General features: G+C 60.1%; 21 protein-coding genes. 7 read left to right on the top strand and 14 right to left on the bottom strand.

All coding sequences use genetic code 11. The annotated features are described in order from the left end of the window. Positions 1 to 77: 77 nt before the first annotated feature. The 4 genes from MMW58_RS21945 to MMW58_RS21930 are packed head-to-tail and all read right to left on the bottom strand — an operon-like array spanning position 78 to position 4,542. Complete coding sequence (locus MMW58_RS21945; protein ID WP_241722103.1) at positions 78 to 1,496, bottom strand: YlbE family protein; 1,419 nt, start codon at positions 1,494 to 1,496, stop codon at positions 78 to 80. Beyond that, positions 1,496 to 3,043 carry an acyl-CoA synthetase FdrA gene (gene fdrA, locus MMW58_RS21940; protein WP_241723769.1) on the bottom strand — a complete coding sequence of 516 codons (1,548 nt, stop codon included), beginning with the start codon at positions 3,041 to 3,043 and terminating at the stop codon, positions 1,496 to 1,498. Before fdrA ends, MMW58_RS21945 begins: the two co-directional genes overlap by 1 nt. Further along, positions 3,033 to 3,896, bottom strand: a complete 864-nt coding sequence (locus tag MMW58_RS21935; protein WP_241722102.1) for an oxamate carbamoyltransferase subunit AllH family protein — start codon at positions 3,894 to 3,896, stop codon at positions 3,033 to 3,035. Before MMW58_RS21935 ends, fdrA begins: the two co-directional genes overlap by 11 nt. A gap of 40 nt (positions 3,897 to 3,936) precedes the next feature. After that, a complete protein-coding gene (locus tag MMW58_RS21930; protein WP_241722101.1) occupies positions 3,937 to 4,542 on the bottom strand; it encodes an ankyrin repeat domain-containing protein in 606 nt (201 codons plus the stop codon). A 264-nt stretch (positions 4,543 to 4,806) separates the two neighbouring features. Between MMW58_RS21930 and MMW58_RS21925 the strand changes: the two genes are divergently transcribed. The 3 genes from MMW58_RS21925 to MMW58_RS21915 all read left to right on the top strand — a co-directional run bounded on the left by MMW58_RS21925 (position 4,807) and on the right by MMW58_RS21915 (position 6,871). Beyond that, a complete protein-coding gene (locus MMW58_RS21925) occupies positions 4,807 to 5,301 on the top strand; it encodes a DUF1097 domain-containing protein (RefSeq protein WP_133596586.1) in 495 nt (164 codons plus the stop codon). A gap of 158 nt (positions 5,302 to 5,459) precedes the next feature. Then, positions 5,460 to 6,392, top strand: coding sequence for a LysR substrate-binding domain-containing protein (locus MMW58_RS21920; protein ID WP_041144432.1), 933 nt, complete (start codon positions 5,460 to 5,462; stop codon positions 6,390 to 6,392). A gap of 134 nt (positions 6,393 to 6,526) precedes the next feature. Next, positions 6,527 to 6,871, top strand: coding sequence for a DNA breaking-rejoining protein (locus MMW58_RS21915; RefSeq protein WP_241722100.1), 345 nt, complete (start codon positions 6,527 to 6,529; stop codon positions 6,869 to 6,871). 42 nt (positions 6,872 to 6,913) lie between these two features. On the opposite strand, the gene MMW58_RS21910 is transcribed toward MMW58_RS21915, so the two are convergent. Then, entirely contained in the window at positions 6,914 to 7,447 is a 534-nt protein-coding gene (locus MMW58_RS21910) for a phospholipase D family nuclease (protein WP_241722099.1), read from the bottom strand. Between the two features lie 533 nt (positions 7,448 to 7,980). Between MMW58_RS21910 and MMW58_RS21905 the strand changes: the two genes are divergently transcribed. Genes MMW58_RS21905 through MMW58_RS21895 form a run of 3 tightly spaced genes read left to right on the top strand, consistent with a single transcriptional unit; the run spans position 7,981 to position 11,464 of the window. Beyond that, the gene (locus tag MMW58_RS21905) at positions 7,981 to 8,904 is read left to right on the top strand and encodes a sugar ABC transporter substrate-binding protein (protein WP_041147543.1); all 924 of its coding nucleotides are present in this window, start codon (positions 7,981 to 7,983) and stop codon (positions 8,902 to 8,904) included. Between the two features lie 33 nt (positions 8,905 to 8,937). Beyond that, positions 8,938 to 10,422 carry a sugar ABC transporter ATP-binding protein gene (locus MMW58_RS21900; RefSeq protein WP_133596593.1) on the top strand — a complete coding sequence of 495 codons (1,485 nt, stop codon included), beginning with the start codon at positions 8,938 to 8,940 and terminating at the stop codon, positions 10,420 to 10,422. A gap of 19 nt (positions 10,423 to 10,441) precedes the next feature. Continuing rightward, positions 10,442 to 11,464, top strand: coding sequence for an ABC transporter permease (locus tag MMW58_RS21895; protein WP_181955384.1), 1,023 nt, complete (start codon positions 10,442 to 10,444; stop codon positions 11,462 to 11,464). Positions 11,465 to 11,508: 44 nt separating this feature from the next. On the opposite strand, the gene MMW58_RS21890 is transcribed toward MMW58_RS21895, so the two are convergent. The 8 genes from MMW58_RS21890 to MMW58_RS21855 all read right to left on the bottom strand — a co-directional run bounded on the left by MMW58_RS21890 (position 11,509) and on the right by MMW58_RS21855 (position 19,947). Continuing rightward, entirely contained in the window at positions 11,509 to 13,206 is a 1,698-nt protein-coding gene (locus MMW58_RS21890) for a GGDEF domain-containing protein (protein ID WP_241722098.1), read from the bottom strand. Positions 13,207 to 13,524: 318 nt separating this feature from the next. After that, positions 13,525 to 14,757 (bottom strand): Zn-dependent hydrolase, encoded by a 1,233-nt coding sequence (locus tag MMW58_RS21885; protein WP_241722097.1) that lies wholly within the window; start codon positions 14,755 to 14,757, stop codon positions 13,525 to 13,527. Then, positions 14,754 to 15,236: an L-2-amino-thiazoline-4-carboxylic acid hydrolase gene (locus MMW58_RS21880; RefSeq protein WP_133596599.1), complete on the bottom strand. Its 483-nt coding sequence runs from the start codon at positions 15,234 to 15,236 to the stop codon at positions 14,754 to 14,756. Before MMW58_RS21880 ends, MMW58_RS21885 begins: the two co-directional genes overlap by 4 nt. Before the next feature lie 17 nt (positions 15,237 to 15,253). Then, the gene (locus tag MMW58_RS21875) at positions 15,254 to 16,411 is read right to left on the bottom strand and encodes a branched-chain amino acid ABC transporter substrate-binding protein (RefSeq protein ID WP_133596601.1); all 1,158 of its coding nucleotides are present in this window, start codon (positions 16,409 to 16,411) and stop codon (positions 15,254 to 15,256) included. Positions 16,412 to 16,438: 27 nt separating this feature from the next. Further along, positions 16,439 to 17,158, bottom strand: a complete 720-nt coding sequence (locus tag MMW58_RS21870; protein ID WP_241722096.1) for an ABC transporter ATP-binding protein — start codon at positions 17,156 to 17,158, stop codon at positions 16,439 to 16,441. Beyond that, the gene (locus tag MMW58_RS21865) at positions 17,151 to 17,918 is read right to left on the bottom strand and encodes an ABC transporter ATP-binding protein (protein ID WP_241722095.1); all 768 of its coding nucleotides are present in this window, start codon (positions 17,916 to 17,918) and stop codon (positions 17,151 to 17,153) included. Before MMW58_RS21865 ends, MMW58_RS21870 begins: the two co-directional genes overlap by 8 nt. After that, complete coding sequence (locus MMW58_RS21860) at positions 17,915 to 19,024, bottom strand: branched-chain amino acid ABC transporter permease (protein ID WP_095094737.1); 1,110 nt, start codon at positions 19,022 to 19,024, stop codon at positions 17,915 to 17,917. Before MMW58_RS21860 ends, MMW58_RS21865 begins: the two co-directional genes overlap by 4 nt. A gap of 8 nt (positions 19,025 to 19,032) precedes the next feature. Then, positions 19,033 to 19,947 carry a branched-chain amino acid ABC transporter permease gene (locus MMW58_RS21855; RefSeq protein WP_241723768.1) on the bottom strand — a complete coding sequence of 305 codons (915 nt, stop codon included), beginning with the start codon at positions 19,945 to 19,947 and terminating at the stop codon, positions 19,033 to 19,035. Between the two features lie 207 nt (positions 19,948 to 20,154). Between MMW58_RS21855 and MMW58_RS21850 the strand changes: the two genes are divergently transcribed. Then, positions 20,155 to 21,084 carry a LysR substrate-binding domain-containing protein gene (locus tag MMW58_RS21850; protein WP_133596606.1) on the top strand — a complete coding sequence of 310 codons (930 nt, stop codon included), beginning with the start codon at positions 20,155 to 20,157 and terminating at the stop codon, positions 21,082 to 21,084. A 14-nt stretch (positions 21,085 to 21,098) separates the two neighbouring features. Here MMW58_RS21850 and MMW58_RS21845 read toward each other — a convergent pair whose 3' ends face one another. Further along, positions 21,099 to 22,103: a LacI family DNA-binding transcriptional regulator gene (locus MMW58_RS21845; protein ID WP_133597965.1), complete on the bottom strand. Its 1,005-nt coding sequence runs from the start codon at positions 22,101 to 22,103 to the stop codon at positions 21,099 to 21,101. Positions 22,104 to 22,126: the final 23 nt, after the last annotated feature.

Genomic DNA, 22,126 nt, shown 5'->3' with positions numbered 1-22,126 from the left:
CGGGTTCCGCTACAGAGGGTAAGAGAGTTATGGTTGTTCGCCGTTGCCCGGGAGCGCCGCCCCCGGGGAACCCCTGGCTAGGCGAGGTAGCGCTCGCTCCAGCGCAAAATGGCCTTTTCAAAGCAGGCGAACGGCGGGTGGACAATGCCGGCGCCGATCATGCCGATCCCGGCATCCTTATGGGCGATGGCGGTATTGATCACCGGCAGAATGCCGCTGCTGCCGACGCGGGTAATATCGATGGCGGTCGGGACGCCCATAAAGCCGAGCAGCGGAATGGTGACGTTGGGGTTTTCACCGAGGGTGATTTCACGCATCTGCCGTGAAAAGTCGATAGCCTCCTCAACCGTGCCGCCCACCAGCGCGACGATGGCCGGAGCCGTCGCCATCGCAAAGCCGCCGATGCCGTAGGTTTCGGTAATCGCGCTATCGCCGATATCCAGCCCGGAGTCTTCCGGTTTATAGCCGGCAAACATCGGGCCGATAACCTGCTGGGCCGGGCCGGTAAACCACTCTCCCGGCAGGCCGCTGACCCGCAGGCCGAACTCGACGCCGTTGCGCGCCATGGTGGTGACCACGGTGCTGTACTCAATGCCGTGGGCCGCATCCATCGCCGCTTTACACATCGCCATCCACGTCGGGCCGGAGAAGTAGTCGCTGCTGGCGACAAACTCGAAGACTTCGCGCTGCTGCTCAACGGAGTAGCCGGCCTGGATAATGCCCGGCGTCAGCGCCTGGATCAGCAGGGTGGTGCCCGCATTGTTGCGGTTGTGGCACTCGTCGCCCATATGCAGAGCCTGAGCCAGCATCAGGCGCAGGTCGATTTCGCCGACGATCTTCATCGCCTCCCGCAGCATCGGCCCCTGCACGTCGCGCATCCAGTTAAGGCGATCGATCACGCTCTGGTCGTTGGCACCCATGCGCAGGATCTTCGCCATCTGCTCGCTCATGTTGGTAAACGCGACGTTGCCGTAGGTTTTATTCTCGACAATATGCATGAACATTGAGGCCGAGGTGACGCCCGCCATTGAGCCGACGCAGTCGTGCTCGTGGCACGGCGAGAAGATGATCTCCCCGGAGGCCGCCAGCTCTGCGGCCTCATCCAGATCCTGCGCCAGGCCTTCGAACACCAGCGCCCCGGTCACCGCGCCCTTCATCGCGCCGCACATCTGCTGCCACTGGACCGGCGGCCCGGCGTGGAGGATGGTTTTGGCGGTCATGCCGGGAACCACGTTAATGGCCTGGTCGAAGCCGGTCAGCACCGGGTGCGACTGAATAATGCGCTCCAGCGCCTGCCGGTTGGCGGCGGTGATTTTGTCGGCCAGCGCGGAGTCGGCGATGGCGTCCAGCGTCTGCACGACCTGCATATTGCCCTGACCCGGCGGCGTCCAGTCGAGCTGGGTAACGGCAGCGTGCTGCTTTTTCAGATCCTCGCTAAACAGGGCGATCCCAACGTTAATCACGTTCAGCGGCTGGTTGAATAGTGGCTGGCTCATCAGGCTTTCTCTCCTTTGCAGATAAACTCGCGCGCCAGCAGGCCGGTATGGCTGCTGCTGCTGGCCAAAATGACGCCGGCATCGCTAAGCATGCGGCGTTGTTGCTCCAGGGAAGGGGCGTCGAGGTCGGTGCCCAGCACGTAGCCGAGGATCGCCAGCGGGCGCCCGTCGGCGGCGGCAATGGCCTGCGCCTGCTTAATCGCCTCCAGCATCGCGCCGGCCGGGTCCTCATGGGAGCCGAAGCCGAGCACGAAATCCATAACGATAGCGGCGACCTGCGGATCGCTGGCCTCCTGCAGCAGCCGCTGGATGCGGCTGGTCGGGTCGATCATCGGATGCGGCCTGCCGTTGGTGAAGTCGTCATCGCCGAAGTCGAGGAAGGTATGCCCGACGCTGCGGTTGATATCCGTCAGGCGCAGCGCCGGGTCGGGCTGGATATTGCTGTAGACCTCGGCCTCTTGTTCCAGCAGCGCAAACATCGTTTCATCGCACAGGGTGCCGCCGCAGAACAGGCCGCGAATATACTTCTGCTGCGGAGTCAGGCGCGCGCGAACCTCGGCAATCAGCGCCCGATCCGCCGCCTGGCGATCGTCGTCTGCGGGCGTAATGCCGCAGAGTGCGACCGCCTTCAGCGCCGCTTCGTAGGTGCCGCGGGCAAACTGCAGGCCGCTCTCATCCGCAGGCGCTTCGGCGCGACCGAGGAAGCAGGCCACCACCGGCTTGCGGCAGGCGCGGGCGCGTTCAATGACCCTGCGCGCCACCGCCGGAGCCGGGGGTTTGGAGATCAGGACGATGATTTCGGTCTGCGGATCGTCTTCCAGCATCCCGATGGCGTCCAGCATCATCAGGCCGCCGATTTTTTCGCTCAGATCGCGGCCGCCGGTGCCGATAAGCTGCGACACGCCGCCGCCGAAATCGTGGATCCTGACGCTCAGCTCCTGGCTGCCGGTGCCGGAAGCGCCGATAATCCCGATATTGCCGCGGCGCACCGCGTTGCCAAAGCACAGGGCGGTGCCGTTAATAATGGCGGTGCCGCAGTCCGGCCCCATCATCAGCAGGCCTTTTTCATGGGCCAGCTGCTTCAGCGCCAGCTCCTCTTCTGGCGTGACGTTATCGGAAAACAGCATGACGTTAAGATCGTTTTGCAGCGCCTGGCGGGCCTCCCGGGCAGCGAACAGGCCGTTGACCGAAATCACCGCCAGATTGCTTTCGGGGAGATGCTTTTTGGCGCTGGCAAGCGTGGCATAACGGGCTTCATGCTGGCCGCTCTGCGCCTTGTTGTGGAACAGCTCTTCGATGGCCGCCAGGGTTTGTTCGTTGTCCGCGCCGTCGCGACCCTTAATGACGATCATCAGGTCGCCGTTTTTCGCTGCCGCCAGCTCCGGCGTCAGCAGCCCGAGATTTTTCAGCACCCCTTTGTTCATCTCCGTGGCCATCGCCACAAACGCCTGCTCGACGCCGTCGAGCTGATTGGCCCGCGTCGAAATCGACATCAGCGAAACGGAATCAAAATAGGTATTTGGCTTAACGATTATTTTAACTGACATCATTTCCTCCATACGTTTGGCTCAGGGCGCAGGCGTCCGCCATGCCGTACAGCATGTCGCAGCCGGAGCTTGAGCCAATATTTTTAATATCGGCAATAGCCTCGATAGAAAAGGACGCTGGTTCATTCAGTAAATAATGAATAAATCGCGCAATACTTTCTCGGTAACGCTGGTTTAAGGCGGCTTCTAAGGTTATAGCGCTGAGCGCCGTGGTATTATTCCCGGCGCGCCGCAGGGCCAATAAAAAGTCCTCCCGGTATTTTTCCCGCGGATGTCCGGGGAGTAATAAAATAGTGCTCATGCCAACCAGATAATCATCCGCCGACGGCGTCAGGCCAATACCCAGCCCGATCATTGAGGAGACCGAGGACGTAATTTCCTCTCCCTGCTGCAGGGCCGCTAATAAAGCGCGGCGGCGTTGCTGTAATTGCCGGCTAATTTCCCGATGAAAAGGATTATTGCCGCGATAGAGAAATAAGGTTTCATCGTCGTGCAGCTGCTGGCGGAGCGTTTGGCTCCAGCGCCGCCATGGAATATGCCGCAGGCGGTCGTCGCTCAGCGTGGGTTTGGCCATTTGCCAGCGCCGGCATTGCGATGTCTCTATCCATCCGCTCTCGCCAAACGCGATGCCTGAATCAAGAAAGCGAACCGGCTGGCCGGGCCGGAACAGGTTGTCAAAGTGTGTGAGTGCCAACCTACAGCTGTTGGGCGCGTTGTCGTAATCTGCGCAGAGCAGCGTCAGCATCCGCTGCGGACCCGGAACAAACAGGTTTACCGCCCGGGAAAAGCGCTGTTCAACCCGTCCGCTGCCGCGCTGCGCGAGAAACCTTTCGTCCGCAGTTAGCGCTTGCACACACCGCCGTCCGGAGGTGTCGATAGCGGTTCTCCTTCGGCTAGGCGCCCGCGGCAGTCAGCAGCCGGGCTATTTCGCTAAAGCCCTTTTCCCGCGCCAGCTCCAGCGGAGTCCTGCCGTATTTATCGGTCATATGCGGGCTGGCGCCGTGCTCCAGCAGCAGCGCAACGATCTCCTGCTGCGTGCTGCCGCCGTCGTTGAGCACGATGGCTTCCAGCAGCGGCGTCCAGCCGACAAAGTTGGTGTGATTAACGTTAATCCCGGTCTGCGTCAGCAGCTCTTTGACGATCGCCAGATGGCCTTTTTCACAGGCCGGCGTCAGGCCGACGCCGCCAAAACGCGTTAAGCAGTTGAGGTCCGGAGCGGCGGGAAGAATTAAGCGCAACAGCGTTAAATCATTATTCAGGCAGCTTATCAGGAAGGGGTTTAAACAGGTCTGGTCCTGTTTATTAATATCGATCCCCGCGGCAATTAGCTGCGCCACGCAGTCATAGTGCTGATGTAAGCTGGCAAGGACGATGGCGGTCTGGCCGTGGCGGTTAACGCTATTAATATTAACGCCCTTGAGCAGGCACTGCTTTAACTGTGCGAGGTTGCCTTGCTCCGCCGCTAACAGGTATTCAGTGATAAGATTTTCCCTGGACATAAACCGGCTCCGGATAATTTGCGCTGACGATTTTGGTTGATGGGCTGAGGATAGCAATGAAAAAATGATAAAAGAACCCGCTTAAAATTTATTCGCCGGAAAACGGCTGATTGTTGAATATTATTTAATAATGGATGCAGGCTGTGCGGTGGTGCACCCTTTGCTGGTTTCTTCGTATTCCCCTTAATGCAATCGGGTTTTATTTATATATAGTTGCCGAACGTAATAACGACGCCTGGAAACGATTATCCGGAGGAGGACAAGATGAACGGACTCACGGCTACGGGGATTACTGTCGGAATTAGCGCTGGCGTCTGGCAGCTTATCTCCTCGCAGGTTGGGCTTGAGCACGGCTGGGAATTATTAGGCACGATTGGCTTCGTGGCCTTCTGCAGTTTTTATGCCGCGGGCGGGGGGAAAGCGGGGTTCGTCAGGAGCCTGTTTGTTAACTACTCCGGGGCGGTATGGGCGTTTCTTGCGGCGCTGGCCTCGGGCTGGCTCGCCGCGCTGAGCGGCATATCGGGCTTCTGGGCCAGCGTCATCGTGACGGTGCCGTTCTCGGCGGCGATCGTCTGGCAGGGGCGGTTTTCTCTGACGTCGTTTATTCCCGGCGGCTTCCTCGGCATGACGCTGTTCTTCGCCTCCGGGCTGAACTGGCCGGTGACGCTGCTGGGCTTTTTTGCCGGCAACTGCGTTGGCCTCATTTCCGAATATACCGGCCGTCGGCTGAGTGAAGCGACGTCGAAGCCCGAAGCCTGAAGCGCCGCCGCGGCCTGAGAGAACCCGCGTTCTTTCAGGCAGATTGCGAGCGTGGTGTTAAAAGTTATTCAAAAATGGTTGCCCAATCATCCACCTGGCAAATACATTCAGCATGAGAATTTAGCGGATGGCCGGTTGACGAGAGCAGGAGCGGGCAAATGAACTCAATTTTTACCGAAGAGAATCTGCAGGCGTTCACCACGGCGGCGCGCTTTGGCAGCTTTAGTAAGGCGGCGGATGAGCTGGGGCTCACAACCTCCGCCATCAGCTACACCATTAAGCGCATGGAGACGGGGCTGGACGTGGTGCTGTTTACCCGCAATACCCGCAGCATTGAGCTCACCGAATCCGGCTACTACCTTTTTCGCAAAGCCACCGACCTGCTGAATGATTTCCACGCCATCAAGCGCAGCATCGATACTATCGCCCAGGGCATCGAGGCGCGGGTGCGAATCTGTATTAATCAGCTGCTCTATACCCCGCGGCACACCGCGCGCCTGCTGCAGGTGCTTAAAAAACAGTTCCCCACCTGCCAGATAACCGTCACCACCCAGGTCTACAACGGCGTCTGGGACGCCATTATTAATAACCAGGCCAACATTGCCATCGGCGCGCCGGATACGCTGCTCGACGGCGGCGGCATTGATTACACCGAAATCGGCGCCATTCGCTGGGTGTTCGCCATTGCGCCGGATCACCCGCTGGCGTTTATGCCGGAACCGATCTCCGAAAGCCAGCTGCGCCTCTATCCGAATATCATGGTGGAAGACACCGCGAATACGATTAATAAAAAGGTCGGCTGGCTGCTGCACGGCCAGGAGGCGATCCTGGTGCCGGATTTTAATACCAAGTGCCAGTGCCAGATCCTCGGCGAGGGAATTGGCTTCCTGCCGGATTATATGGTCAATGAAGCGATGGACGAGCGGCTGCTGGTGACGCGCCAGATCCACAACCCGCGCCAGGACTCGGGAATGCTGCTTGCCACCCAGCACGCGGCGACCGGGCAGGTGACCCAGTGGATTAAAAAAGAGTTTCGTCCGGGAGGCGTATTGACCGCTATTTATCAGGATTTGCTCCATCGCGGGAAATAATGGCAGCAGGGCCGGCCGCTTTATGTGATATAACAGCGCGTATAAAAACATAAGGTGTTAATTAAATGCAAAAATTTAAGTTTATTGTTGGTAGCCTGATCTGCGCCGGTTGTTTATTAACGCCAGTAGTATCGATGGCAAGCTATAAAATAAATACCCAGCCGATTCATTTCGATAAAGGCACCAGCGGCACCGCTATTCATAATGCGGTGAGCGGAGCCGATGTGAAAGACTATACGCTGGTGGCTAAGGCAGGCCAGACGATGCGCGTCAGTATGAAACGCGGCGCCCACCATCCCTATTTCAACGTCATTAACCCCGCTAATGAAACGATTTTTAATGGCGCCATGCGTGACGGCGATTTCGAGCAGCGCCTGGCGACCGGCGGCAAATATACCGTTCGCGTGTACCAAATGGGCGGCGCGCGCGATGAGGGAAAAACCAGCCCCTACGAGCTGACGTTTAAAATTATCCACTAGCCAGCCCCGGCACAACCGCCCGCGGGCGGCTATTTAGTGCGCTTATAGCCCGCCGGCGGGAGTACCCAGCGCCCACCGCGATCGCCAGTGCGCGATATACTTCCTGGCAATCTCCGGCCGGTTACGAATAACCACCACGTTTTCGCTATTCATCGTTTCCGCCGAAGGGGCGTAGTTAAATGACCCGGTTTCCACCGTTGCGCCATCGGCGATAATCGTCTTGTCGTGCTGAATGTGATAGTGGCCATCGACGCGGAGCGGCACGCCATGTTGCACCATATATTGCATCATGAGCCGGCTGGCTTTCGCGCGGTTGCGCTTTTTATCCACCACGATCCGCACGTCAACGCCGCGAGCCCTGGCGGCCACCAGCGCACGGGCAATATCTGGAGCCTGAAAGGCGTAGGCGATCATGCGGATCGAGACGTGGGCCTGATTAATCGTTTGTAGAACCAACTGCCGGGCCGACCCCTCAGGTGAAAAGCCCACCTCAACGTCAGGTGCGGCCTGGGCGACAGCGGACAGCGATAGCGCCGCTGCGAATATCAGCGGTTGAAAGAGAGAGGAACGCGGCATAAGAGGCCTGTTGGGCTAAGCAGAACGCAGAGGGCACAGTTTACGCCGCCGGCGGCGCCTCTCTCCAGTGTCTATCTATGATAAAGCTTGTCCATTCATGAATGATTCCCCAATCAAATCATCTCCTGCTGAATGCCAGTCCCGCCCCATCGGCTCGTGAGCAAACTGCTGGTTGCCTCTCATTTTTCGCTCGTTTATGCGGCAATGTTAGATATCTGTCAAAGTTCTGTTACTGCGTAGTTTTAAAATTTTCATTTCAGTTATTTAATTATAAAAGTTTCAAATAAGTTGTTAATGAAACAAACTAACTGAAATCGGGTGGCCCCAGGCGTAGATGGTTAATGAACTGCTGTTTTAATAATCCATTAAAAATCAACCGATTTTAGCGGTTTTTGACAAAGGAAAGGCCGACGGCGCTGGCGGAGACGCGTTCTCTGGCCGAAAGGCAGGCAGGTGTTTGACCCGTTTTTTATGAAATGAATTTTTCATTTATCTCAATAAACTGGCGTATCAACGACGCTCAAGGATCAACTGTGAATATCAAGAAAACGATTGTTGCCTCTTTGTTAGCCTGTATGTTGCCTGCGGTTGTGATGGCAAAAGATATTTCCGTCGGCGTTTCGATGGCGCTTTTTGATGATAACTTTCTGACCATCCTGCGTAACGCCATGCAAAAAGAGATGCAAAAAGATGGCGTTAAGTCGCAGGTTGAAGACGCCAAGGGCGACGTGGCGCAGCAGCTGCAGCAGGTACAGAACTTCATCGGCCAGGGCGTTGATGCCATCATCGTTGCCCCGGTCGACACCAACGCGGTGAAACCGATTATAGATCAGGCGACCAAAGCCGGTATCCCGCTGGTGTTCGTTAACCGCCGCCCGCAGCTGCCGCTGACGGACAAAATGGCCTACGTCGGTTCGGATTCCGTCCTCGCCGGGCGCCTGCAGATGGAAGCGCTGGCGAAGGCGATGAACGGTAAAGGAAACGTCGCGATCCTGCTGGGCGACCTGGCCAATGAATCGACCCGTGACCGGACCAAGGGCGTGGAAGAGGTGGTGGCGAAATACCCGAATATTAAAATCGTGCAGAAGCAGACCGCCAAATTTATGCGTAACGACGCGGTTGACGTGGTGAGCAACTGGATGACCAGCGGAGAAGACATCCAGGCCATTGCCTCAAACAACGATGAAATGGCCATCGGCGCGCTGCAGGCGCTGGGCAGCAACCCGAACCACATTCTGATCGCCGGCGTTGACGGCACCCCCGACGCGCTGCAGATGCTCAAAAACGGCAAGATGATCGCCACGATTTTCCAGGACGCGAAGGGTCAGGGCGAGGGCGCGGTCAATGCCGCCATCAAGCTGGCTAACGGTGAAAAAGTCGAAAAGGTCATCGACGTCCCCTACCAGCTGATCACCAAAGAAAACATGTCTGATTTCGTCAGCCGCAACCAAAAATAACGATTCCTGGCCCAGCGGTACGGAGGTTTTTCTATGAACGCTTTTGCCCTAGAAGCCGAAGGTATCAGCAAGTTCTTTCCCGGCGTGAAGGCGCTCGATAATGTCTCACTGCGCGTGCGCCCTGGAACGGTGCACGCGCTGATGGGCGAAAACGGGGCCGGTAAATCCACGCTGATGAAATGCCTTATCGGGATTTACCGTCCCGATAAGGGCGCGATAAAAGTCAAAGGCCAGCCGGTTCAGTTTCAGGACACCATGGATGCGCTGCGGTCGGGGATCTCGATGATCCACCAGGAGCTTAACCTGGTGCCGCATATGACGGTGGCGGAAAATATCTGGCTCGGCCGTGAGCCGATGAAGTACGGCTTCGTCGATCACCGCCAGCTGATCCGCCAGACCCAGGCGCTGCTGAATAAGCTCAATATCCGCCTCGCTGCCGATCGGCTGGTGGGCGATCTGAGCATCGCCGCCCAGCAGATGGTGGAGATTGCCAAAGCGGTCTCGTGGAACGCCGATATCGTGATTATGGATGAGCCGACCTCGGCGTTAACCGAAGGGGAGGTGGCGCACCTGTTTACGATTATTCGCGACCTCCGCGCGCAGGGCAAAGCCATCATCTATATCAGCCATAAGATGGATGAGATTTTTGCGATTACCGATGAAATCAGCGTCTTTCGCGACGGCAGCTGGGTCGCCAGCCAGCAGACGGCGGAATATACCCGCCAGTCGTTAATCACTCAGATGGTCGGGCGCGAATTAACCCAGCTGTTCCCAAAATTCAATAATACGATCGGCGAGGACGTCCTGAGCGTGCGCAATCTGTCGCGCAAGGGCTACTTTGATGACGTCAGCTTCAGCGTGCGGCGCGGCGAAATCCTCGGGGTTGCCGGGCTGGTCGGGGCCGGGCGCAGCGAGGTGATGGAGTGCCTGTTCGGTATGGAGAGCTTTGACGAAGGAGAGGTGCTGATTGATGGCGTCCCGGTGAAGATAGATTCTCCTTCCGTGGCCATCGAAAAGGGGATGGCGCTGCTGACCGAGGATCGCAAAAAGTCCGGCCTGTTCCTCGTCCTGTCGGTGCTGGAGAATATGAGCATCGTCAATATGCCGGAATATGTCGGCAAAAGCGGGTTTGTTAAGCATGTGAAAATGGCGGAAGACTGTATGGAGCAGATCCGCCGTCTGAATATTAAAACCCCGACGATGGATCAAATTATTAATAACCTCAGCGGCGGTAATCAGCAAAAAGTACTGATTGCCCGCTGGCTCTTAGCCCAGCCCAAAATATTGATTCTCGATGAGCCGACCCGCGGTATTGACGTGGGCGCGAAGGCTGAAATTTACCATCTGATTAGCGAACTGGCGAACCGTGGCGTCGCGGTGATTATGGTTTCCTCTGAACTACCGGAAATCCTCGGGATGAGTGACCGCGTGATGGTCATGCACGAAGGGCGTATTACCGGCATCCTTGAAAAAGATGAGGCCGATCAGGAAACCATTTTGTCGTTGGCATCCAATTGAGGCGTAGAGAATGAGCAATATGAAATTGACCGCAGCTCCCGTAAATGAGAAACCCTCTTTCTTGAGTCAGCTACGGCATAAAATGCCGAAAGATACCGGGATATTTATCGTCATGGTGGCGATTGCCCTGACGTTTGAAATTGCCGGCTGGTTCGTTCGCGACCAATCATTTTTAATGAATAGCAACCGCCTGGTGCTGATCGTTTTACAGGTGGCGATTATCGGTATTATCGCCGTGGGGGTGACCCAGGTGATTATTACCACCGGGATCGACCTCTCCTCCGGCTCGGTTATCGCCCTTGCGGCGGTGGTGGCGGCGAGCCTGGCGCAGACCTCGGACAGCCTCACGCCGATGTTTCCGTCGCTGGTCAACCTGCCGGCGGCGATCCCCATTTTGGCCGGGATCGGCGTCGGCCTGCTCTGTGGGTTAACCAACGGTTTTCTGGTGACCCGTACCGGGATCCCGCCGTTTATCGCCACCCTGGGGATGATGGTTTCCGCGCGCGGTCTCGCGCAGTATTACACCCAGGGAAACCCGATTAGCTTCCTGTCCGACAGCTTTACCGCCGTGGGTCAGGGGGCGATGCCGGTCATTATCTTCTTCGTCATCGCCGCGCTGTTCCATATCGCGCTCAAGCATACCCGCTACGGTAAATACGTCTACGCCATCGGCGGCAACATGACCTCGGCAAAAGTGTCCGGCATCAACGTCAACAAGTACCTGGTCATCGTTTACACCATTGCCGGCGCCCTCTCCGGTCTGGCCGGCGTGGTATTAGCCGCGCGCGTCAGCAGCGGCCAGTCGAGCATGGGGATGTCCTATGAGCTGGATGCCATCGCCGCCGCGGTGATCGGCGGCAGCAGCCTGATGGGCGGCGTTGGGCGGATTACCGGAACGCTGATTGGGGCGGTGATTCTGGGGCTGATTAAAAGCGGATTCACCTTCGTCGGCGTCGATGCCTACGTGCAGGATATTATTAAGGGCATCATTATTGTCGCCGCGGTGACCATCGATATGCGCCGTAACCGTAAGAAGCACTAGCCCACCTCATCGGCAATGCCCGAGCGCAGGGCCCCGGCCCGCGCTCAGGGCAGGCCGCAGATCCGGTCCCGGCCGCTGTTTTTCGCCTTATACAGTTCGCTATCTGCCCGAGACAGCAGCTCCTCCAGCGGGCACTGCCAGCCCTGAGAAACCCCGTAGCTGGCGGTGACCTTAAAGGTCTCGCCGCCGCTGGTGTGGAAGGTCAGCTTGCGGATTTTGTGCTGAATCCGCGCGGCGTAGCGGGCAACGTCCTGCGCCGTCGGGGCCAGAAACAGCACCGCAAACTCCTCGCCGCCGAGACGACCCACGACGTCGCTCGGGCGGCTAAACTTGCTCAGCGTTTTTGCCAGCGCCACCAGCACCTCGTCGCCCATCGGGTGTCCCCAGCTATCGTTAATCGACTTGAAGCGGTCGACGTCCAGCATAATAAGCCAGGCGCTGAGGGCCTCGCTCGACTGACGCAGCAGCGCCTCGCCCCGGCTATTGAACGCCCGGCGGTTAAACAGGTGCGTGAGCGGGTCCTCCTCCGACTGGCGCTGGTACTGGCGGCTGATGCGCGCGTCTTCGCGCAGCTTTTTCCCGAGGGTGCCGAGGGATGAGAACAGCTCCTGCACCTCTTCCGCGGTGTCGTCATCGATCTGGACGTGCGCCTGCTTGCCGGCGATCAGATCGGCGGCAATATTATTTAAGCGCAGAATAGGGCGCAAAACCCGCGAGCGAATATAGAAAATCATCGCGATCGTCAGGGCGTAGACCAGGGTTAGCACCAGCGAACGGATGAGCAAATTCCGCAGCGCCAGACGCTCCGTGGCGGTGTAGTGCTTTTTGACGCCGGTCATGTAGGTATTCAGCAGATTATCAAAAGCGCCGAGGCTGGCGTGATAATCAATGGCGAAGCGCTCGGCGCTAATGCTGTAGGGCTGATTGCCGTCGCTCTCCACTTTTAAGCGATTAATTAAACCAATCCCCTGCGTTTCGAAGGCCTGGCGGGTATTCTCCAGCTGGCGCTGGAAGTGCGGAATATAGCTCGCCTCGTCGCCCTGGGTTCGCAGCAGCCACCAGGCGGTATTAATCCGCTCAATGCCGCGGGTGATCCCTTCGCGGTTCGCCTCGGGGATCTTCGTTTGGGTCGCCAGCGGGATCAGCAGCTGCGAGCCGAGCCTGCCGGTGGCGTCGCGCAGCTCGCCCAGCGCCTGGGCGCGCAGAATGGGCCCCAGCGCGCTGGGCTCCAGCAGTAAAAACTCGGCGGTGCGCTCAAACAGCGCCTGATGGTAAAAGTCGGTCGCCACCACCATATCGCGGATGGCGTGCTCTGCCGTCTCCGGATCGCCGAGCTCCCGGCTGCGGAAGGTATCGGCGAGGCGTCTGGCGTGGGCCAGCTGATGCTGCATTTCCACCATCAGCTCGGGGGAGAGCAGATGCTGCGGAATGCTTTGCATATCGCGATCGGTGACCCGGCGGTGGGCCTCCAGCGCCTGCCACTGCCGCTCTTTATCCGCCTGCGGGCTTAATACCAGCTCGTTAGCGAAGGCGCGTTCGCCGGCTAAATCGTTGGAGACCTGCAGGATGCGGTAAAATATGTCGAACTGAATAACGTTGTTATGCGCGCTTTTCCACATCGACCATGAGCCGGAGAGCAGCCAGAAGGAGAGAATGGTGGTTAAACAGATTGTCGCTAACGCAGACCCCCAGATATAGCGGAGTACGTTGGACGATGCGGCGGCTTTTTTTTTCGTTTTCACACGTACCCGGCGTCAGCAGTAAGAGGCGATCCCAGCAGGCTATTTTCGCGGCGAGTATGACCCGGCAGAGTGCCGGCACGTTGGCCTTAAGCCCGCCAGACGCCGCTTCTTTCCCTGCGTACATTGGCCATACTATAGGCGATCTTCCTGCTAATTTTAGTAGAGAATCCAAAAATAAACGTCTTTAAGCGTCGGGTAAGATGCTGTTTTAATTTATTTATGCTGGGGTTTTCCTCTCCGCGGGCGCGCCGTGCGGCCCCCGGCGAGGAGAGCGTTTGTCGCCATGCGCAATGCGTTTGCTATGACGACAGGCGGGGATCAGGAGGAGGATTCGCTCGCGGCGCTAAGCACGCTGTTAAGCAGGACGTTGGCCCCTTTTTCGGCCCACTGAGGGAGAATGTTTTCGGCCTCATTGTGGCTAATCCCCTTCTCGCAGGGGATAAATATCATGCTGGCGGGGGCCACTTTGCTGATATAGCAGGTATCGTGTCCGGCGCCGGAAACCATCCGTTTAGCGCTGTAGCCGAGCGCCAGGGCGGCCCGCTCGCTACGCGCCAGGCAGTCGGGGTCGAAGGCGATAGGCGCGTAGTCAAAAATGCGCTCGACCTCTGCCGCTACGCCGCGCTGGCCCAGCGCCGCGGCGGCGCGGCGCAGCGCGAGCTCCATCGCTTCGAGGGCGTCGCTTTGCGGATGACGAAACTCGACGCTGCATTCAACGCGGCCGGGCACCACGTTGCGCGACCCCGGCGTCACCTGCACGGTGCCGACCGTCGCGCGGCCGTCTGGCTGGTGGGCAATACCGATCTCTTCCACCGCCAGCGCCAGCTCGGAAAAAGCGGTTAGCGCATCGCGACGGCTGCCCATCGGCGTGGTGCCGGCGTGGGCGGCGAAGCCGGTCAGGGTAAGGTTGAACCAGCGCTGGCCCATCGCCGCGTGCACCAGGCCGATATCAATCCCTTCGTCTTCCAGAATCGGCCCCTGTTCGATATGCACCTCGTAGCAGGCGTGCAGGGGAAACGCCGCCGTCGGGTGCTGGCCGCGATAGCCGATCGCCTCCAGCGCCGTGCCGACGCTGACGCCGCTGCGATCTTCCCGGGCAAGGGCCCACTCTTCGCTGAACTGCCCGGCCCACACGCCGGAGGCGAGCATCGCCGGGGCAAAGCGCGCGCCCTCTTCGTTGGTCCAGTTCACCAGCACGATATCGCGCTCGGTTTCGATGCCGCGTTCGTTAAGCGCCCGCAGCGCCTCCAGCCCCGCCAGCACGCCGTAGATACCGTCATAGCGGCCGCCCAGCGGCTGGGAGTCGACGTGCGAACCGGTCAGTACCGGCGCCAGCGCCGGGTTTTTACCCGCCCGGCGGATAAACATATTGCCCATGCTATCGACCCGGTAGCCAAATCCCGCCTCCAGCGCCCAGTCGCGCAGCAGATCGCGGGCCTGGCGGTCCTCTTCGCTCAGCGTCAGCCGGGTGACGCCGCCGGCGGGCGTCGCGCCGATGGTCGCCATTGCGTTAAGCGTTGCCCACAGGCGCTCGCCGTTAACGGTTATCATGATGGGTCCTTCTTTACGCGATAGCGGAAATCACAGCACGGCGCGCCCTGCATAATGGTCGTCGTGCGGGTCAGCTCAACCTCCGGCGCATAGCCGACGATAAACTTGTCATCGCGGGCGCAGGAGAGCAGGTGGCCAATCTCGCCGAGGCCCATCTGGTGATACATTTCGGCATAGCGGCAGCGGTTAACGTTGTAGTTGTACTGCCGGTCGTCGGCATCCAGCACGGTGACCTCCAGCGCATTGTCCTTTTCCCACAGATACTGCAGGGCGACAAAGCTCTGGATATCCGCGCCGTTGGGCTCTTTGGCGGCGAAGGCTTTCCCCGCCTCAATGGCGGCGTTTTCAATCGCCTCGCCGATGACTGCCTGGGCGCGAGCTTTACCAATCTCGCGGACCAGGATGTCGTAAATCGGCTTAATAATCTCTGCTTCAATTTTGCGGCGGGCGAGAATGCCCAGCTCATTATTATCACTCATCACATTGCCTCACTGCGTTACTTCGTGGCGGCGCCGCCGAGTACGGTTTGCGGCTGCCATTTACCGTCAACGACTTTGTAGACGGTAAAGGTTGGCGACTTCAGGTTGCCCTCTTTATCAAAGGCTATCTGCCCGGTGACGCCGGAGTAGCTGATGGCGCGCAGGGCGGGCAGGTAGACGGCCGGATCGACGGAGTCGGCTTTTTCCATCGCCGCGACCAGTACGCGAGTGGCGTCGTAGGCGAACGGCGCGTGCAGCTCGATATGGGTGTGATAGCGCGACTGATAGGCCTGCTCAAAGGCCTTGCCGCCCGGCATCTGCTCTACCGGCAGCCCCGGCTCCAGCGCCACCACGCCGTTGCCCTCTTTTTGCGCCAGCTGCAGGAAGGTCTGGCTGACGAAGCCGCCCGCGCCCATCAGGGTGGCGCTGAGCCCCAGCTGCTTGATGCGGCGCGCCAGCGGTGCGGCCTGGCTGTCGACGCCGCCGAAGAAGATAAGATCGGCGTTTTTGCTGCGAATCGCCGTCAGCACGGCGCTGAAGTCCACCGTTTTGTCATCAACGTACTGGCGATCGACGATATCGATCCCCTGGGCCTTCAGCGACTTAATAAACTCATCCGCCAGGCCCTGGCCGAAGGCGGTACGATCGTCGATCACCGCAATGCGTTTGGCCTTCAGGGTTTGCACCGCGTACTGGCCGGCAAACTGGCCGCCGTCATCGTCATGGCCCATCACCCGGAAGCTGGTATCGAAGCCCTGTTTGGTATACGCATGACCGGTCGCCACCGGCGCAACCTGGGCGATCCCGGCGTCGTGATAGACCCGCGCCGCCGGAATGCTGGTGCCGGTATTCCAGTGGCCGACCACGCCCGCCACGCCGCTATCCACCAGGCGCTGGGCCACGGCGACCGCGGTGCGCGGGTCAGACTGGTCGTCCTCCGACTGCAGCTTAAAGGTCACCGCCTTGCCGCCGATCGTCGGGTGCTGCTTGTTGATATCGTCGATGGCCAGCTGAGCGCCGTTTTCCAGATCCTTACCAATACGCGCGGAAGGGCCGGTCAGCGGGCCGGCAAGGCCGATTGTGACGGTTTCGCCGGCGGCGGACCATGCGGCGGAAGAGGCAAAACCGCTGAGCACAATAGCGGCGCTGAGCGCACTGATTTTTGCTGTTTTCATTGTTTTTCCCTGATGTTGGTTGGTGTGTTAAACGGGCATTTCGCCCAAATAAATCTGTGCAATGCGGTCGTCGGCCAGCAGCGCCTGCGATGCGCCGCGCTCAACGATGCTACCGCTGTCCATCACCCACGCGCTGTCGGTGGCTTCCAGCGCCAGGCGCGCGTTCTGCTCGATCAGCAGCAGCGCCACGCCGCGCTGGCGCAGGGTGGCAATAACGCGAAAAACGTTCTCCACCATCAGCGGCGCCAGCCCCATCGACGGCTCGTCGAGGATCAGCAATCGCGGGCGGCTGAGGAGGGCGCGGTTCAGCGCCAGCAGCTGCTGTTCGCCGCCGGAGAGCAGCCCGGCCAGCTGATGCTGGCGCTCGCCGAGGCGGGGAAACTGGCTGAAGATGTCGTCCATCTCCCGCTTCACCGCCGCGCCGTCGCGGCGCAGCCAGGCGCCCATCTGCAGGTTTTCCAGCACCGTCATGCGGGCGAAAATGCCGCGGCCTTCCGGCACCATCACCAGCCCTTCACGCAGCAGCGTTTCGGCCCGCCGTTGGCGTACCGGCCTGCCGTTGAAGACGATGTCGCCGCTAAACGGCTCCAGGCCGGTAACGGCGCGGACGGTGGAGCTTTTGCCCGCGCCGTTGGCGCCGATAAGCGTCGTCTGCTCGCCCTCCTGGACGCTAAACGACACCTCGCGTACCGCCTGGATGCCGCCGTAGTGCACCCCCAGACCGCTGACGGTTAACAGATCAGACATGCGCGCTTCCTCCCAGCCAGGCGGCGATAACCGCCGGGTCGCGACGTACGGTTTCAGGGGTGCCGCTGGCCAGCGTTTTGCCATAGTCCAGCACCATCAGGCGATCGCAGATCCCCATCACCAGCTTGACGTCATGCTCAATCATCAGCAGCGTTTTGCCATCGTTACGGATGCGCAGCAGCAGCTCGCCAAGCGCCACTTTCTCCGCGGCGTTCATCCCGGCGGCCGGCTCGTCCAGCGCCAGCAGACGCGGGTCGGTGGCCAGGGCGCGGGCAATCTCCAGACGCCGCTGGTGGCCGTAGGCGAGGTCGCAGGCGCGGTAGTGGGCGAACTGGGCGATGCCGGTATACTCCAGCCAGTGCCACGCCAGCTCGCGGGTTTGCGCCTCTTCGGCGCGGGCGCGGCGGTGGCGGCTCAGCGCCGCCCACAGGCCGTTGCGGGTGCGTACGTGGCGGCCGACCATCACGTTTTCCAGCACCGACATCTGGTTAAACAGCCGCACGTTCTGGAAGGTGCGGGCGATGCCGGCGGCGGTGACTTTCTCTATGTTTTTCGGAAAGTAGGGCTGACCGGCGATGGCGAACTCGCCGCTGTCCGCCGGATAGAGCCCGGTTATCAGGTTAAAGCAGGTGGTCTTACCCGCCCCGTTGGGGCCGATAAGACCGTAGATTTCGCCCTCGTTGATGGCGAGCGAGACGTTATCGACCGCCGTCAGGCCGCCGAAGCGCTTGGACATATGGCTAACGCTGAGCAGGTTCATGCTTTGGCTCCTTTATGTCCGGCGGGCCAGATGCCCTGCGGGCGCAGCAGCATCACCAGCACCAGCGCCAGGCCGTAAAAGAGCTGGCGCAGAATTTCCGGGTCAATCAGCACTTCGCCAAACAGCGCCTGCTGCAGCGGGGCGGCCTGGCTGCGCAGCAGCTCGGGCAGGGCGGTCAGCAGCACGGCGCCGAGGATAACGCCCGGGATATGCCCCATCCCGCCAAGCACCACCATCGCCAGCACCGCAATCGACTCCTGCAGGGTGAAGGATTCCGGGGAGACGAAGCCCTGGAAGGCGCCGAACAGCGCCCCGGCGACGCCGCCGAACGAGGCGCCGATGGCGAAAGCCAGCAGCTTATAGTTACGCAGGTTAATGCCCATCGCTCGGGCAACGTCCTCATCCTCACGGATGGCGTGCCAGGCGCGGCCGATCCGCGAGTGCTGCAGGCGCAGGCAGACGAAAATAATCGCCACAATCACCAGCATCAGCAGGTAGTACCACAGCCACAGCGCCGGGACCTTAACGCCGAACCAGTGATAGACGCCGCTAAATTTAAGACCAAACAGGCTGAGCGTATCGATGCCGGAAATGCCCTTTGCGCCGTTGGTAATATTCACCGGGCGATCGAGGTTGCGCATCAGAATGCGGATAATCTCGCCAAAGCCGAGGGTGACGATGGCCAGGTAGTCACCGCGCAGCTTGAGGGTCGGCGCGCCCAGCACGATGCCGCAGCCCGCCGCCACCAGCGCGGCGAACGGAATAATCAGCAGCCAGGAGGTGTGCAGGCCGTCCGGGAACCAGGCCAGAAGCTGTGGGAACGCCTCCAGCAGATGCGGGGAGGCCAGCAGCGCCGCCAGGTACGCGCCGACGGCGTAGAAGGCGATAAAGCCCATATCCAGCAGGCCGGTGTAGCCGACCACGATGTTGAGACCCAGCGCCAGCATGATGTACAGCAGGGCGAAGTCGATGACCCGCACCCAGTAGTTGCCGCCGAGCTGGCTGGCGACCATCGGCGCCACCAGCAGCGCGCAGATAAACAGGGTCATGCCGGACCAGAAGCGACGGGAGGCGGCGGGGGCCGCGACGAGTTGTGCCGTTGTCATATTTTTTCCTATGCCCGATGCGCGACGCGCTCGCCGAGTAAACCGGCGGGACGGAACACCAGCACCACAATCAGCACCATAAAGGCGAAGATATCCTGATAGTTGCTGCCGAAGACGCCGTGGGTCAGGTCGCCGAGATAGCCGGCGCCCAGCGATTCGATGATCCCCAGCAGCAGGCCGCCGAGCATCGCGCCGCGAATATTGCCGATGCCGCCGAGCACCGCCGCGGTGAAGGCCTTGATGCCGGGGAGAAAACCCATTGAGAAGCTGGCGCTGCCGTAGTTGCTGGCCATCATGACGCCCGCCAGCGCCGCAAACGCGCCGCCGATGGCGAAGGTGAGGGTGATAATGGCGTTGGGGTTGACCCCCATCAGCGTGGCGATGCGCGGGTTCTCCGCCACCGCGCGCATGCCGCGGCCTAAGCGGGTAAATTCCACCAGCAGCCACAGGCCGAGCATGACCGCAAAAGCCAGCGCAACGGTGACGATGCCGGTCACGGTGACGATCGCCGGCGGATGCGCCGCGCTGCCGTGGGTCACGGCGATCGGCTCCATCGGCAGGATCTGCGGGAACATCTGCGGGTTGCGGGTCCAGATAATCATCGCCACGGTTTGCAGCAGCACCGACACGCCGATCCCCGAGATCAGCGGCGCCAGGCGCGGAGCGTTGCGCAGGCGGCGGTAGGCAAAGCGCTCAACCGCCATCGCCAGCAGCGCGCATACGATCATCGCCAGCATCAGCGCCAGGCTCAGCTGGGCCAGCAGCGGCAGGCCGGGAAAATGGGCGTTCAGCGCGTTCATTGCCGACAGCGTCGTCAGGGCGCCGACCATCAGAATATCGCCGTGGGCAAAGTTAATGATGCGCAGGATGCCGTACACCATGGTGTAACCGAGCGCGATCAGGGCATAGATGCTTCCCAGCATGATGCCATTGATGAATTGCTGTATGAGTGTGTCCAACCGATTTACCCGACAATGTGCTCAAATTACGGCTACCATCCAATAAATGAATTAAATTGTAAAATACGGATATATTCTTTCTTATTATGATCGCGAATTTATCTATCTTTATGATATTAATTATAATTAAATGACGTGTCGGATCTCACTTAGCGCTAAGAAAATCAATATATGAAAAAAACAGAACAATCGGCGGAGCGGGAAGGTTGGGCGGAAAGCGGCCTGGCCAACGATCCGCCGCTGCGGGCGGTGCGCGCCTTTGAGGCCATCGCCCGCCTCGGCAGCATCACCCAGGCCGCTCAGGAGCTGGCGATATCGCCGTCGGCGGTCAGTCATCAGCTGAAGGTGCTGGAGGGATACCTGCAGATCCCGCTTACCGAGCGCCAGGGGCGACGGCTGACCCTCAGCCTGCAGGGGCGGGAATACTACCGCTCCATTCGCGCGGCGTTTAACGTTCTGCGCCAGGCCACCGAGCATCTGGTCGATCAGGTCCAGAGCCAGCAGGTCACGATCAGCCTGATCCCGCTGTTTGGCATGGGCTGGTTTATTCCCCGCCTGCCGTCGTTCGTTCACGCCAACCCGCAGACCGAAATCAACGTGGTTTACGCCAACCACCGCAACTACCTCAGCGACGCCTCGGATATGTCGATTCGCTTCGGCAACGGGCGGTGGGCGGGATATCAGAGCGAAAAGCTGATTTCCGGCAGAATGGTGGCGGTATGCAGCCGGGCGTTTATCCGCCTGCACGGACATATTGATACCCCGGAGCAGCTGCTGCAGATGCCGCTGCTCCACGACGAGGAGCGCAGCACCTGGAACCAGTGGTTTGTGCAGCAGGGCGTGAAGCGCCCGCCGCGATCGACGGGGCCGCTGTTTGAGGACGGGCTGTTAACCCTCGCCGGCGTGCAGGCCGGGCTGGGCTGCGCGCTGATGCGCGAGCCGCTGATCGCGCCGTATCTGAACAGCGGCGAGCTGGTGAAAATCTTTGACGCGGCCATCGATGACGGCCGGGATTACTACCTGTGCGTGCGCCAGGACAGCGAAATGACGCCTAACGGCAGGCTGCTGCAGAGCTGGCTGCGCGGCGAGGCGCTGAAGTAAGCGCCTCGGATAGGCTAGCGGTGGCGAATTTGCAGGGTCGCCGGCAGATAGCGCTGCAGCGGCTCCGGGGCCGCGCCGTCGATAAGCTGGCTGATCAGGTCATAGCAGTGCCAGGCCAGCTGGCGATTATCCTGCTGGACGGTATCAATGCGCAGCGACAGCGAGTCGTACAGATAGTGATCGTCGAAGCTGGCGAGGTGGATGCCGGAATCGAGTAAATTATGCTGGCTCATATAGCGTAGCACCCCTTCCAGCAGGCCGCAGGCGGCGGTGAACAGCGCCTGAGGCGGCCGCCCCAGCCGCGCGCAGAGCGCGGCAAACATTTCGTAGCCTGAGCTGGGATGATAGTTGCCGTTAATCACCCATTCAGGGCGGAGCTCAACGCCCGCCTGCGCCAGCCCCTGGGTAAAGCCGGCCAGCCGGTCCCGCGAAGGCGAAAGCCGCGGCTGGCCGCCGAGAAACCAGAACTCGTCGGCGTGCTGGGGAGCAATCCGTGAGATCAGCTCGGCGGTAGGGGTGATGGAGTCGGTCATCACCAGCGGCAGGCTGCTGCCGCTGGGGCTGCGGTCAAACAATACCACCGGCAGCTGCTCGCTGAGCTTGAGGTAATCCGCGTCGTTGTGCATGCAGGAGGCGACGATCAGGCCGTCAACCTGGCGGGCAATCATATTATTGACCACCATGCTTTCCTGGGCCGGGTTTTCGTCGGTGCAGGAGATAAGCAGCTGCACGCCCGCCTCGCGGCACAGCATCTCCAGCTCATGGGAGAAGACCGCGAAGCCGTAGTTGGTGATTTCCGGCACCACCAGTCCGATGGTATGGCTGCGGTTATCGCGCAGCGAGCGGGCGTGAATGCTCGGCTGATAGTGCTGCTCGCGGGCGATGGTCTGGACGCGTTCGCGGGTCTCCTGCGCCACGCGCAGCTCTTTGCCTCGCCCGTTCAGCACGAGGCTGGCGGTCGCCTTCGAGACGCCCGCCAGCTCGGCGATATCTTTAATGGTAACGCGTTTGGTTTTCATCACGACAGCATACGCCCGAGAAT

The organism is Klebsiella sp. HC6, assembly GCF_022605325.1.
In the GTDB taxonomy this organism is placed as follows: Bacteria; Pseudomonadota; Gammaproteobacteria; order Enterobacterales; family Enterobacteriaceae; genus Klebsiella; species Klebsiella terrigena.
This window is presented reverse-complemented; position numbering and strand designations above follow the sequence as displayed.